The organism is Bacillus haynesii, from assembly GCF_001969855.1.
GTDB classification, from domain to species: domain Bacteria; phylum Bacillota; class Bacilli; order Bacillales; family Bacillaceae; genus Bacillus; species Bacillus haynesii.
In genome coordinates this window covers 1-13,731 of the sequence record NZ_MRBL01000003.1, presented here as the reverse complement: position 1 = coordinate 13,731, position 13,731 = coordinate 1, and the positions used below count along the sequence as shown (strand labels likewise).

Annotated in this window: 12 protein-coding genes; 2 read left to right on the top strand and 10 right to left on the bottom strand. The window is 44.5% G+C overall.

Annotated elements, in window-relative coordinates:
* Positions 1-8: 8 nt before the first annotated feature.
* The 10 genes from tuaF to BTA31_RS02055 all read right to left on the bottom strand — a co-directional run bounded on the left by tuaF (position 9) and on the right by BTA31_RS02055 (position 12,341).
* Positions 9-683, bottom strand: a complete 675-nt coding sequence (gene tuaF, locus BTA31_RS02100) for a teichuronic acid biosynthesis protein TuaF (RefSeq protein ID WP_076788724.1) — start codon at positions 681-683, stop codon at positions 9-11.
* Positions 684-724: 41 nt separating this feature from the next.
* Positions 725-2,179, bottom strand: a complete 1,455-nt coding sequence (gene tuaE, locus BTA31_RS02095) for a teichuronic acid biosynthesis protein TuaE (protein WP_076788722.1) — start codon at positions 2,177-2,179, stop codon at positions 725-727.
* Between the two features lie 63 nt (positions 2,180-2,242).
* The gene (locus BTA31_RS02090; protein WP_076788720.1) at positions 2,243-3,172 is read right to left on the bottom strand and encodes an NAD-dependent epimerase/dehydratase family protein; all 930 of its coding nucleotides are present in this window, start codon (positions 3,170-3,172) and stop codon (positions 2,243-2,245) included.
* Positions 3,173-3,189: 17 nt separating this feature from the next.
* The gene (gene tuaD / locus BTA31_RS02085; RefSeq protein WP_275667456.1) at positions 3,190-4,530 is read right to left on the bottom strand and encodes a UDP-glucose 6-dehydrogenase TuaD; all 1,341 of its coding nucleotides are present in this window, start codon (positions 4,528-4,530) and stop codon (positions 3,190-3,192) included.
* A 188-nt stretch (positions 4,531-4,718) separates the two neighbouring features.
* On the bottom strand, positions 4,719-5,897 hold the full coding sequence (gene tuaC / locus BTA31_RS02080) for a teichuronic acid biosynthesis protein TuaC (RefSeq protein WP_076788714.1): 1,179 nt from the start codon (positions 5,895-5,897) through the stop codon (positions 4,719-4,721).
* Positions 5,898-5,919: 22 nt separating this feature from the next.
* Positions 5,920-7,359: a teichuronic acid biosynthesis protein TuaB gene (gene tuaB / locus BTA31_RS02075; RefSeq protein ID WP_076788711.1), complete on the bottom strand. Its 1,440-nt coding sequence runs from the start codon at positions 7,357-7,359 to the stop codon at positions 5,920-5,922.
* Between the two features lie 23 nt (positions 7,360-7,382).
* On the bottom strand, positions 7,383-8,042 hold the full coding sequence (locus BTA31_RS02070) for a sugar transferase (RefSeq protein ID WP_076788708.1): 660 nt from the start codon (positions 8,040-8,042) through the stop codon (positions 7,383-7,385).
* Between the two features lie 232 nt (positions 8,043-8,274).
* Complete coding sequence (locus BTA31_RS02065; RefSeq protein WP_076788706.1) at positions 8,275-9,762, bottom strand: N-acetylmuramoyl-L-alanine amidase; 1,488 nt, start codon at positions 9,760-9,762, stop codon at positions 8,275-8,277.
* A gap of 84 nt (positions 9,763-9,846) precedes the next feature.
* On the bottom strand, positions 9,847-11,991 hold the full coding sequence (locus BTA31_RS02060) for a SpoIID/LytB domain-containing protein (RefSeq protein WP_076788703.1): 2,145 nt from the start codon (positions 11,989-11,991) through the stop codon (positions 9,847-9,849).
* Positions 11,992-12,020: 29 nt separating this feature from the next.
* A complete protein-coding gene (locus tag BTA31_RS02055) occupies positions 12,021-12,341 on the bottom strand; it encodes a hypothetical protein (protein WP_020453135.1) in 321 nt (106 codons plus the stop codon).
* 197 nt (positions 12,342-12,538) lie between these two features.
* Here BTA31_RS02055 and tagU point away from each other — a divergent pair, with 197 nt between their 5' ends.
* A complete protein-coding gene (gene tagU / locus BTA31_RS02050) occupies positions 12,539-13,459 on the top strand; it encodes a polyisoprenyl-teichoic acid--peptidoglycan teichoic acid transferase TagU (protein ID WP_043926711.1) in 921 nt (306 codons plus the stop codon).
* A gap of 116 nt (positions 13,460-13,575) precedes the next feature.
* Positions 13,576-13,731: transposase (locus BTA31_RS23210; RefSeq protein WP_479688706.1), on the top strand; the 156-nt coding region annotated here is incomplete at its 3' end.

Below are 13,731 nucleotides of genomic sequence, written 5' to 3'. Positions count from 1 at the left end.
TTAAAAATTTAACGTTCTCTGAAAACTTCCGGAACGACAATGATAAAAAATGACAGCGCTAAACCGATCAGTACGCCCAATACCGCTCTTTTTTTAGGCGACATGCCGGCAGCCTGGTTATCAAGCACGATCAAAGGCTCAATTTCTTCAGCAGCCTTCATATCAAGCTTGCTTGTTTCAAGCTCATACAAAAACCGCTGTTTATCAACTTTGGAATCAGCGCTGACTGTTTCACCTTCAAGCGCCTTAATATTCTTTTCGATGACTTCTTCCCTTTTTGAGAACAGTGCCTTATCGCCTTTCATATAGGCATCTTTGATTTTTCCTAAAGTATCCAATGTTTCCTGTTTGTCAGGCCCTGTGTAGCTTAAGTTAAAAAGTGAATCCGTTCTGATTTCAATCGCCAGATCGTCTTTCAACTGCGCCAGATCTTCTTCAGGCATCTCCGGGAAAATGTCCTTTAAAAAAGCTTCGTTTTTCAACAGCAGCGGCACTTGCTTTGCATTGTTGTACTTCGCTTCTCCATAGTTTCCGGTTGATATCGTTACAGTAGCCGTGTAATCAGATGGTGCAACGCTCCCCTTCGGCATAAAATAACCGACAAGACCAAGAATAAGAGGAAGCGCAATAATCGCCACAATATACTTTTTCACTCTACCAGCAATACGTTTGATTAAATTCATCACATGAATTTCTCCCTGTTTTTAAATTCGATTTTCAAAAATCACCTATACTGTTCGGTTTCATCTGTTCCGCTGATTCTAAAGGTATTAACTGTCGCAATCACAAGGGCGAGGAACACCCAATGGAAATATAAATTCGAGACGGAACTCGGACTGATGCTTGACACAAGGAAGGCGACGAGCGCGGCTGTCAAACCTTCAATAAGAAGCTTTGGCCGTCTTCCAAGCGATCTTTTATAATATCGGTAAAGCACGGTTATTAGATAAATGTACATCGTTAAATAACCGAGCATCATCACCACTCCAAAATTCGTCATGATCTCAACGAGCCAGTTATGAACCTCCACGACCTGGTCCGTATCGAACAATGCATGATGCTCCAAATAATAAGGCACATTGCCGGCGCCGACGCCAAATCCGTAAGTGTCCAGCACATAATGCCCGGCGTTTTTCAACAAATTCGCCCTGGCGACATTGGATGGCAGCGGCTCGCTGAAATCGTGTGCTGTTTGCGGAGCCAAAAAGTATGTATAAAAAGCTCCGGTAATCTTTCCTGCAAACAGTGTGACAAAAGCGATACATCCTGCAGCTGCGGCGATGAGCGCCCATTTTTTAAGCATCTTCGGCAGCAAAATGAACGCATAAACGGCAAGTCCGGCTATCACTCCCAGAATGCTGGCTCTTGATCCAGTCAGGAAAATCAAGTAGGCCGAACAGAACGCAAGGATCAATCCCGCTATTTTTAAGTAGCTGTTTTTAATGTTTTTGAAAAAAGATAAATAAAAGAAAAAGCTGATGGACAGAAATGTCGCAAAGTCATTCTGATTGAAAAAAACGGATGTCGGATAGTGCTGTTTATAGTGCGGCCCGTTATAAAGGGTCGAGCTCTGCAGGTGGTTTAACGTAAAGTGGTTGTAAAAACCGATGACCATTAAAAATACGGTCATGACCAGCCATATGTAATAAAACGCAAGAATACGATCCATTTTTTGAAAAAACATGACAACCAGAAAAACAAAAAACATTCCCATTGCCAATAGGAACAGATATTTTATGCCATCAGTAGCAGACTTGACCCAAAGCAGTGAAATCATTCCATAGCAGAACCAAAACGCGAAAAACATCAGAATGCCTTTGACATGCACCTGCTTCCACTTTTCAAGGTACTGGCTGCCTTTCAACATTTCCGCTATGAATAAGAATCCTGCCAGAATCAGAAGAATTCGATATGGAAACAGGCTGAAAAAACCCAATTTAATCGTAAAAAAAGCATTGTTGGCAAAAGTTGCAGCGATGAGCAGATATAATACGGGCATTAGCAATTGCTCGGACGACAAATACTTTCGGAGCACAACGATCACAGCCAGCGCAATCAAAATTAGACATGCTAGCAAGATTTTTTTTGCATTGGATTGGGCCAATACAACAAATGCTAACCCTGCGGTCAATGCGGCGAGCCAAACCAGAACATTGACCGCGGAACGTTTGAGACTCATTTTTCCCCCTCCTTCCGCTTCTTTCTGGAAAAGGGCTGCCGACATCAGCCAGCAGCCAGTGATTTACGTATTCATTTCTTTTTTATAATATGAAATGGTCTTTTCCAGTCCTTCAGCGAGCGGCATTTTTGGTTCCCAGTTTAAGATTTTCTTTGTTTCTTCATTACACAGTGTGCTGTGGCGGATATCCCCCGGCCGTTCAGCTTGATAAATCGGAGACAGCGCCGAGTTCGTCGCTTTTTTCATCTCAGCAAACAGCTCATTGACCGTGATCGAAAAGCCATTTGAAACATTTAAACAAACGTTTGATTGAGCTTTGAGCGCCTTTACGTTGGCAGAAGCCACATCACCCACATAAATAAAATCGCGCGATTGTTCTCCGTCTCCAAAAATCACCGGAGCCTTACCGCTGGTCAGCAAATCGGAGAAAATCGATACGACGCCGCCCTCTCCTTTTGCGTCCTGGCGCGGTCCGTATACGTTGCTGTACCGCAAAATGCAATACTCGGTTCCATACAGATCATAGGCCAGCTTTAAGTAGTTCTCCACCGTAAGCTTCGTCAGCCCGTAGGGTGAGCCTGGATTTGTTTGATGACGGGTGTCGACAGGCAGATAATCCGGATTTCCATAAACAGCTGCTGATGATGCAAAGACGATCTTTTTCACGTTGCACTCACCAGCTGCTTTAATGATATGGAGCGATCCCCTGATATTGATGTTTTCATCATTTAAAAAATCGCTGACAGACTCCGCTACGCTTACTTGTGCAGCTAAATGAATAATATAATCGGGATCAATGTTCTTGATAACGTCGATGACTTCCGGCTTCGTAATATCCTGCTCATAAAAGTCAATCGGGAGACCGTCAATGTTGGAGCGGTGTCCCGTAGTTAAATTATCAAGAATTGAAACCTGGTAATTTTCTTTCAGAAGCTGTTCAGCAATATGCGAGCCGATAAATCCGCATCCGCCTGTCACTAGTACTTTTTCCATTGTTATCCCCCCGTTGTTTATACGTTGGTCAGGATTCCTTCTCCCTGTACTTCCGGCCGTCCGATTGAATGGTAGATCATACCTTCGTTTCTCATTTGTTCAATTTCAAATATATTTCGTCCATCGATTAAGACGGGGTTTTTCAAAGCAGCCTTAAGTTTGGCAATATCCATGTTCTGTACTTCCGGCCACTCTGTCAATATGACACACGCATCCGTACCTTGAATCGTCTCATACAGATCTTCGCTGTAAACGGCTTGATCGCCGAGAAGCTTTTCTGCTTCAGGTACAGCAATCGGATCAAACGCTTTGACTAAAGCACCGAGGCTTCTCAGCATCGGAATGACATCCAGAGACGGCGCCGAACGCATATCGTTTGTATTCGGCTTGAATGCCAGCCCAAGAACCGAAATGGTCATACCGTTTAAATCGCCGAACACATCAAGAAGCTTTTGCACAATGTGGGCGCGCTGCTTTTGATTCGTCTCAATGACGGCTTCAATCATTTTAAAAGGATAGCCGACTGACTTCGCGATTTGCAGTAAAGCCATCGTATCTTTAGGGAAGCAAGAGCCGCCAAAGCCAATTCCGGCTTTCAAAAATTTATTGCCGATTCTGCTGTCGAGTCCGACACCTTCAGACACCTTTGATACATCAGCTCCGACCCTTTCGCAAATATTCGCGATATCATTAATGAACGAGATCTTTGTAGCCAAAAATGCATTTGCAGCGTATTTAATCATTTCTGCACTTTCAAGGTTAGACTTGACGATTTTCGTTTGAAAAGGCTTATGAAGCTCTTCAATAATCGCAGCAGCCTTTTCGCTTGTCGCGCCAATGACGGCTCTTTCCATATTCATCGTATCGTAAATAGCTGTTCCTTCACGAAGGAATTCCGGATTCGAAACGACGTCGAAAGGGAATTCCCCTTTTGAATTGCGTTCTATAATGGCTTGTACGAGCTTTCCTGTTCCAACAGGGACAGTGCTTTTGTTGACGATGACTTTATAGCCGTTCAGATGCTTCCCGATCATTTCGGCAACAGATTTAACAAATGTCAGATTAGCTTCCCCTGTTTCCGACATCGGTGTTCCGACTGCAATATAAATAATTTCAGCTTCTTCAATCGCTTTTGGAATATCAGTAGAGAAAAATAAGCGATTTTCATTTACGTTTTTATCCACAAGTTCTTTTAGGCCGTTTTCATAAATCGGCATCACTCCGGCTGAGAGTCCTCTTATTTTTTCAGCGTCAATATCGCAGCAGACAACCGAGTTTCCCACTTCGGCAAAACAAGTTCCAGACACCAGCCCGACATATCCCGTTCCAATGACAGCGATTCTTTTCAACATTATCATTCCCTTCTTTCAGCTGACCCTTCAAATCCAATAGCTTGATTTAGGTAATGATCTTTATCTTTTTCTATTGAAAAAATCTGGGTTTTCCGTTTTCCCAATCCTTATTTTTATTAGCTTAGACGCAAATAAATGGGTTTAAACAGTATTATATTCAACATTCATACGCATATTAACCGACAGATCCCAACTTAATTCTTGTTCATGACAACATCCCCATACACATCCAGCAACTTGCCGGCATTTTTAAAGGCGTTATAATCATCGTGCACCGTTTGATACAGCTCTTCAGCGATGGCTTCTTGCCAATTGCCGCCTTCCAAATATCCCTCGACAGCTTCTGTTATGCTGGAAGCCGAGCGCGGCTTGATCAGCAGATGTTCGTGCTTTCCGAATAAAGACGGAACCCCTCCGACCGCCGTACAAAGCACTGGAACCTTTAGGGCGAGCGCTTCAATGACAACAGTCGGCATCCCTTCAGAATACGAAGGGAGCACAAACAGATCTGATGCAGCCAGATATTCTGATATCTCATGGTTTGCGACCTGCCCCGTCAATATCGCTTTTTCACCGGCGGTTTGACGGATGTGCTGTTTCTCCGGTCCGTCGCCGATGAATACAGCTCTGTATCTGTCATCAAGCTGACTGACCGCTTCTGCCAGCTCGGCTACTCCCTTTCCTTTCACCAAGCGGCCGACAAACGTCAGCAGTTTTTTGTCTTTCGGCAGACCGAGTTTCTCCCTCAATTCAAGTGCTGAAGCGGAGGGTTTTTGAAACCGGTCCAAGTTGACGCCGATAGGAAGCACCTTGCTTTCAACACCGGTCATTTCTTTTGTTTTGGCTTTCAGCGCATCGCTGACAGCCAAGACTTTTGCTGCGGAATGCACAGCTGTTTCAAATGCTCGAAAAGCGCCTTTGCTGTAATGAGGATAAATATTGACATCGCTTCCGTGCAACGTCAGAACATAAGGAACCTTCAGCTTCTGTGAAACAACGGCAGCGGCACCCCCGGATGGCATCGCGAAATGGGCATGAATAAGATCCGGCGCAAGCCCGTGCTTCTCGATCGTCCTCACTACGGACTTGGCGATCCGGCGATGCGGCTGAGCCCATTTTAGCTGTCCAGGCAGAGCCGTATACGGCGGTCTGTAGACCGGGATGCCTTTTCTTTCTTCATATTCCGGGACTGTTCGTACTTGGCGGTATTTTTTTTTCAGCAGCCTGAGGGGAGCAGGGTTCACAGGCGATGGACATATGACCGTCACATCAACGCCCTGCATCTGCAGCGCCTGAACCTGTGTTTCATGAAAAACGCCTTCTCCCGGTTTTTGACTGCTTGGATAAACGCTTGTAATCCAAAGAACCTTCAATGATGAAACGCCCTTTCTGCTGTCATCTTCCTAATTGGGCCCTCATAGCCCGCCGGTAAAACTTGCTGACCAGAAAACCGTAAAAAATTCCGCTGATCCCGACGGAAACTGCCAGCTGAAGCATGGCGCCGTGAAGCAGATGTCTGCTGCCGACGCTCAAGACAAGAGCCAGCAATGCCATGAGCAGTGTCAAAGCCAGCGGTTTTCCAACAGTTCTGAAATATTCGCCCATCTTCAGCTGGATGACATATTTGAGAAGCCATCTGCCGATAAAGAAATTGATCAGGCTGATCGCTGCATAGGTCCAAGCGGTGATCGTCAAATCACTCGTTAATACCGCCGCATAAAGAGACAGCCCGTAAAGGAGCATGATCCCGCTGTCCCAATAAAATGCCAGGTCTGCTCTCCCCTTCGCCAGCAAAACTGATCCGTTCGGATTCATCAGAACCCTGAGCAGCCCGACAATCGCGAGGATGTTCAGAACCGGTACGGCCTGCAGCCATTTTTCTCCGAAGACGACTTCAACAAATAAATCTGAAACAGTCATCAGTCCGATCAGAAGCGGGAATGAAATCAGCGAGAGAAGTTTTGTCATATTTAAAAAGCCTTCGCGCAGCGTTTGGTTGTCCCCTTGATTTTTTGAGAAGACAGGAAACGCTACCCGTGTCACGATCGGATTGATTTTTAATACGGGAATCGTAATAATCTGATACGCCAGGTTATAGATTCCCAATGCTTCCGCACCGAGAAACCGCCCGATCAAAATCATGTCGATATTGGCGCCAAGTCTGTTAACAAGCCTGGAGGCAAGCTGAAACGCGCCAAAAGAGAAAAATTCTTTCACTTCCCCCAATGCAAAGACGAAAGAAGGGCGCCATTTTTTTAAATATACAGCAAAAAACATGATGCCTTTAACTGAATTAAGAAAAACTTGTGACAATGCATAGGCCACGATCGGATCCATCAGAAAAACTAAAACGAGCAGGAGCACAAATGACAAAACGGTGACACCCGCTTCTATTTTGCTCAGCACATTAAACTTCAGATCTTTTTGCAGCATATATTGATACTGCTGGCCGACCGGGGCTATTAAAAACATGACGGCTAAAATCCGCACAAGAAAAACCAGTTCGTCCCGCTGATAAAAGTCTGCGATGAACGGACTCAGGAAAAAGAGGCCGATAAACAAAAGGATGCCCGTTAGGATATTCAGCCAATACAAGGTCGATAATTGGCGTTCACTGATGTTCTCCTTTTGAATTAAAGCGGCCCCGAATCCCATATCGAGTACAATTTGTGTGAAAATCGTTACGGTGGTCAGCATTCCGACCAAACCGAATTCGGCAATTGTCATGATATTGCCGAGCAGTGCAAACTGTATAATTTGAATGACCGTGACGATCAAAGTTGAAACACTTGTCCATTTTGCACCGCTTAATATTTGTTTCGTAATGGTAGACATAGCATATTCCTAACTTCCTCGTATTATCTGGCTCCTTCGCCAGTCAATACTACTTTAATCGTTTTCAGCATAACCTTCAAATCGAGCAGAAATGTTAAATTCCGAATGTAATACAGATCGTGCACCAATTTTTCTCTCGGACTGATATCATAGCCTCCGTTCACCTGCGCAAGTCCCGTTAAACCCGGCTTAACGATTAAGCGGTTTTTAAATCCAGGAATTTCGTGGTGAAACTGAGCGGTAAACATCGGTCTTTCAGGCCTTGGCCCTACAATGCTCATGTCTCCGGCCAGCACATTGATCAACTGCGGAAGTTCATCGATTCTTGTTCTTCTTATAAAAGACCCGACTGCAGTGATACGCGGATCATCCTTCTGAGCCCATTTCGCACCGGATTTTTCTGCGTCAATTCTCATAGAACGCAGTTTGATCACCTTAAAATGCTTCCCGTCTTTTCCGACGCGTTCCTGCCGGTATAACGGGGAACCCGGTGTTTCGATACAGATTAATATACAAAACAGCAGAATAAACGGCAGTGTAAGAGCGAGCCCAGTCAGCGAAAGGACGATATCCATGATCCGTTTCATATATAAATAACGTACTGCTTTTTTAGATAGAGCACAGGAATAAGTTTGCTGGCTTGAATATTCATTGTACATTCTTAAACTTTTGTCGATACTCACTAGCATACACCTCGATTAGTATGTTACTGTTTGATCTATTCGTCAGTGTAGCATACGAACGTAAACACAATGTAAAGGAGTTATTAAAATTAGTAAATTCGTTGATTTTTTGTTAAAAATGCACCGCCTCCGTTTTGTCTTTAAATTCAACAAAAATATCATACTATATTATAAAGACAAAACAAAGGCAGCATAGGCAATTTTTCCGAAAAACGAGTTTTCTGTTTATATTTTAATAGTAAGCAACGATTCCGTCATAAATCGCTTTAGCGCCTTTTTCTTTGTAAGTCGAGCTTTTCAGTTTTGTCGCATCGCTTACATTACTGATAAACGCAAGTTCAACAAGGCTGCTTGGCATTTTTGATTCCCTGATGACATGGAAGTTGCCGATTTTTACACCGCGGTTTTTCGTATTCAATGCAACATAGAGACGGTTTTGAATCTCGGTTGCCAGCCTTTTGCTGTTGGCAGATTCATATGTTGTATAATAGTAGGTTTCTGTTCCGGAAGCAGCAGGCGTTGCCGAGTTTGCATGGATGCTGACAAACAAATCCGCATGATTTGACTGCGCTTTTGACACGCGCTGTGCGAGCGTCAGGTAAGTGTCGTTCGTTCTCGCCATAATTGGCAGCGCACCGCCGTTTGATAGTTTCGTATTAATTAATTTTGCGACATCAAGGTTCACTTTTTTCTCATATAAACCGTTGCCGACAGCACCGCTGTCTGTACCTCCGTGCCCTGCATCAATGAAGATTTTTTTGCCGACGATCGGATTCTTCAGCTGTGACACGACATTCGATTGAAGAGACACCGTTCCGCCGAGCACGGTAAACGTCGTCATGTTTTTAGACCCGATTACTTCTCTTGTCGGTGTCGGCAAAGATGATGCATTCGTGAACATCATCGGGCGGTTTTGTTTAGCCGCCAGAACAGATCCTGTTAATCCGTCGGCATACGCATAGCCGTTGCTTATAATTGCGCTCTTGGCAGAAGAATAGTATTTCTTGACGACATTGGCCGCGACTTCATAGCGGTTGCTGCCGCCGATCCGCGTCGGAGAAGCAAGCTGTTTGTATACGCTGCTGGAGATGCTGACCTCACCACCTACGACAATGGTTGATGTTGTTCCTTTGCTCTTCATCGCATTTTTTGTCGCTGTCGGTATCGAATTGGACGATGTTAAAAGGATCGGGATGCCGTTTCTCGCGGCATATGCGCCGATCGCAAGGCTGTCAGCATACGCCGTTCCGTTGGCGATGACAGCTTTTGAATTTTTCGGCAGCTTATTCGCAATATTTGCCGCTACCTCGTAGCGATTTGCTCCGCCGATGCGTTCGACAGATGACACACCAAGTTTTTTAATCTCGCTTACGACGCCGTTTTGAACGCTGACGGTTCCGCCGATTACGATCACTTTGCTAGGTTTTAACTGACTGATTCGATTTTTAGTGGCTGTTGGCAATTTGGACGCTTCTGTTAATAGGAAAGGCGCGTTGTTTCGATAAGCAAATGGAGTCGCTGAAAGGACGTCGGCATATGCCTTTCCATTTGCAACAATGACAGTGCTTGCACTTGTCCATCCCTGCTTGGAAACATTCACCGCGACATCATAACGGTTTGCACCGTCTAATCTTGTGACAGAGTTGGCTGCAAATACATTAGGTATAAACAAAAAGAACCCTAACAACAACATAGGTACAGCTTTAAGAAAAACCCTCAAAAAAATAACCTCCAAAAATGTAAATGTTATGTTTTCCCCTGAACATGAACAGAGGAGGCACTGCTGCCTCCTGTTCTAACTCTATTAATAGCTTGATAGAGTCGTATTTGGATAATAGAAACTTAAAATCTTCTTGTAATCATGCCCAGCAGCAGCTCTGGCATTTGCTCCGTACTGACTCATGCCGATACCGTGGCCGAATCCTTTACCGCTGAGACTAAAAGCGTTCGTATTGTTGGATACAGAAGCATACGTGCTCTTCATATTCATGCCGCCCAGCATCGTTCTTAATTGAGTCGTCGTCACGGAAATCGTCGCTGTTTTTTCTGAGAGACTTCCGTTTGACAGAACATAGCCATTTGATTTTTCTTTGACAAAGTAAGAAAACTTCACCTCTGCTGTTTTCGGCCGCTGACCGGCAGTTTTCGCGCTGCTCAGGGTCAGGCTTGAGATTTTCGTGATCTTAATGGATTCTGCACTAGGATATTTATTGGTAATAAACCAGCTTTTCAGTCCCGATAAATAGGCGGAATTCGTTTCGTTAGTCGTATTCCACCATGTGCCAGGGCTCTTTAGGTTTAAGCCGCTGGTATTGATCTGCGTTTTATTCAAAGACATCGACCAGCTGTTTTTCGGGTCATATGTATCCGCTTTAGCGATTAAATATGGAACATTGCCGCCCCATACCTCTGCGCTTGCTTCGGTATATCCCCCGTTGCTTGATGAGTAAACGGCCGAAATTAAATTGCCGTTATGTTTTAAAACTTGTCCTTTTGTGGCATTTACAACGCTGGATGTCTTCGAATTCCAGTCGTATCCGCCGTAAACCTGAAACGCTTGCGTATCGGCCACTACTTTTCCTGCGGAACCGACCGAATACGTTCTCGCCGCCACCGCTTGGGCTTTTAACGCTTCCGTCTGCCAGCTTGCCGGCATTTCGTGCGGCACAACACCTTTTAAATAATCTTCGAACGGAATGTTTTCGTTTATCGGACGAACATATTTGCTTGATTCAATCGTAAACTTCATTTTGCCCAGATAAGGCCTTCCGTTGATACTGATGGAATTTGACGTCGAATATTTTTTAGGTGATGCCGTAAATGATGTTCCAAGCGTTTTGACAGCTTTATTATTTTTATAGAGCACAAGCTTTCCGCTCGATAGATTAACAGAGTATCCGTCTCCGGTAAGCATATCTGCCAGACTATTTTTCAATGAATCCGTGATCGAGGTGGTCCCTCCAAGCAAAGCAAAAGACTGGGTTCCTTTTTTCGCGACTACATCTGCAACAGGAGTCGGCAGGCTGCCCGCTTGGACAAGCAGCAAAGGATGCTTTTGTTTGGCTGCAAGGACGGAACCGGCCAGCGCATCCGCAAACGTCGTTCCGTTAGACATGAAAACCTTTGATGCGTTCATGTTAAGCGTGTTGACAATATTCGCCGACACTTCGTATCTGTTCGCTCCGCCGATGCGGGTAACAGCCGCTTTTTTCTTTAATGTGTTTTCAACACCTGTGCTGACACTCAACGGACCGCCGACGATCGTAACCTTGCTCGGAATATTGTAATCGCTTCGAATCGTATTATTCCCTGAGAGCAGTATCGGATAACCGTTCATTGCCGCATAAGGCGCGATCGACAGAGCGTCGGAGAAGACTAGGCCGGTGGCAACAATCGCCTGGCTGTAGGACCCCATCCGGCTCGCGATGTTTTTGGAGACATCATAGCGGTTGGCGCCGCCGATGCGGTCAATTGCCCCATACTTTTTCAGCGTGTTTTCAACATTTTTGGAAACGCTCGTTGTTCCCCCGATAATTAAGATGTTATCAGGCTTCATCTTGGCAATTTGAGTTTCGGTTTTCGCCGTGAGCGTACCCGCATCTGTTAATAGAATCGGCGCATCGTACTTCTTTGCAAGCGGAGATGCAGAAAGTGCGTCCGCAAAAGCGTCCCGGTTGACAATCACGACAGTGCTCGGGTTCGTCCATCCGACAGATGCGACATTGTTTGCCACATCGAAGCGGGTAGCCCCGCCGTACCGCTCTGTCGCGGCGATTCCCGAGCCCGGAATTTCGTATGCCCCGGTAACGCTGACATCAACGCTTGATTTATTGCCCAAATAATTGCTTAACTTTACCGAAATAGTTTTGTCGGCAGCCTGGGCAGATTGCGTAAACATCAGAGCTGCAGCAGTTACTGACGACAGAAGCAGAAGCTTCATCTTTTTCAAAACGTTATGAACCCCCTTGATTCAGCTCTTTATTTTGTTTCGATGCTTTTCAGCTCCAAAACGCCATTTTCGCCTTTTGTATATTGGACTTCGACTTTTTTGCCTTCTTCAATGGAATTGACTTTGTCTTGAAGATCTTCACCGACTTGAAGCGTTGTTTCTTTGCCATCGATGTTCACCGCAATTGTGTGGCTGTCAGCCAATCCTGCAAATGAACCTTCTTTAGTTATGGTTTCTTCAGATGCCGCATTTTTATTGTCTGAGCTTGACTTGTCCTCCGATTGGCCCGAAGTACCGCAGGCTGACAACAAAAGCAGCATTGATAATGTTAGAACTATGAGTTTTTTCATCTTCTTCACCTCTCCCTTTTTATCGACAAATTCCAACAGATTCTTTAATTATAGCGAAAAATTTTGCAGATTGATTGGTTTTTTTGAAACATTTTTCTAAGGATTTCGTCTATCCAAAAGGACACGTATAAATTTTTGTTGTTTTCGAATTTTAAGAAACTTATAATCAAAGTAGACTATTAAAAGGTGAGGGCTATATGAGAGCTGAAAAGAGGAAGAAAAAGAAAAAAATTCTATATATCATTATCGCTTTGATTGGCATTTTCGTTCTCAGCACAGGCAGTTACGCCTATTACTTATGGCATAAAGCGGCATCTACTGTAGCGAACATTCATGAAAATATTAACAAATCAAAAAAACGCGATTCAGCTGTTGACATTGATAACCATGACCCGTTTTCCGTATTGCTCATGGGTGTTGACGAACGCAAAGGAGATAAGGGGCGCGCAGACTCCCTCATCTATATGACGGTGAATCCGAAAACGAAAACGACTGAAATGGTCAGCATCCCTCGGGATACGTATACTGAAATTATCGGCAAAGGCACATTGGATAAAATCAACCATTCATACGCTTTCGGCGGTGTTCAGATGACGGTAGACACGGTTGAGAACTTCCTCGATGTTCCTGTCGACTACTTTATCAAAGTCAATATGGAAAGCTTCAGGGATGTCGTAGATACGCTCGGCGGCATTACCGTGAACAGTACATTCGCTTTCAACTATGACGGATATTCATTCGGCAAAGGCGAGATTACCCTGAGCGGAAAAGAAGCGCTCGCTTATACGAGAATGAGGAAAGAGGACCCGAACGGCGATTTCGGTCGTCAGAACAGGCAGCGTCAGGTCATTGAAGGAATCATTAATAAAGGCGCCAATATATCGTCCATCACGAAATTCGGAGATATGTTCAAAGTGATCGAAAACAACGTTAAAACAAATCTCACGTTTGACGATATGTGGGATATCCAATCCGGCTATAAAGAAGCCCGCTCAAAAGTCATCCAGCATGAGCTGAAAGGCGACGGCACAAAAATCAACGGAATCTATTATTACAAAGCCGACGAAAGTTCCCTGTCCGACATTACCGCCGAACTGAAAGAAAGCCTTAATAAATAAAAAAAGCTTCCTGAAAAGGAAGCTTTCAGCTTGTCGACAAAGCCACAAAAAGTGGCTTGATCGACAAGCTTTTTTTGTTAAAATGTGAGTGAAATCTAGTTTTTGGAGGTTTTTCCATGTTGTCTAAGCACTCTAAAGATCAGCGCGAACAGCTTGAAGTCTTTGCCTTAAGTGAACTTGTCCCGGAAGATCATCTGGTCAGGAAAATAGAAGAAGCCATGGACTTTTCTTTTATTTATGAAAAAGTTGCCCCCCTTTATTCTTCAAAAGGG

Coding starts and splice junctions, on each gene's coding strand:
- tuaD (WP_275667456.1), bottom strand. CDS start 4,530: ATGATAATGTTGAAAAGAATCGCTGTCATTGGAACGGGATATGTCGGG.
- tuaB (WP_076788711.1), bottom strand. CDS start 7,359: ATGTCTACCATTACGAAACAAATATTAAGCGGTGCAAAATGGACAAGT.
- tagU (WP_043926711.1), top strand. CDS start 12,539: ATGAGAGCTGAAAAGAGGAAGAAAAAGAAAAAAATTCTATATATCATT.
- tuaF (WP_076788724.1), bottom strand. CDS start 683: ATGAATTTAATCAAACGTATTGCTGGTAGAGTGAAAAAGTATATTGTG.
- BTA31_RS02055 (WP_020453135.1), bottom strand. CDS start 12,341: ATGAAAAAACTCATAGTTCTAACATTATCAATGCTGCTTTTGTTGTCA.
- tuaE (WP_076788722.1), bottom strand. CDS start 2,179: ATGAGTCTCAAACGTTCCGCGGTCAATGTTCTGGTTTGGCTCGCCGCA.
- BTA31_RS02090 (WP_076788720.1), bottom strand. CDS start 3,172: ATGGAAAAAGTACTAGTGACAGGCGGATGCGGATTTATCGGCTCGCAT.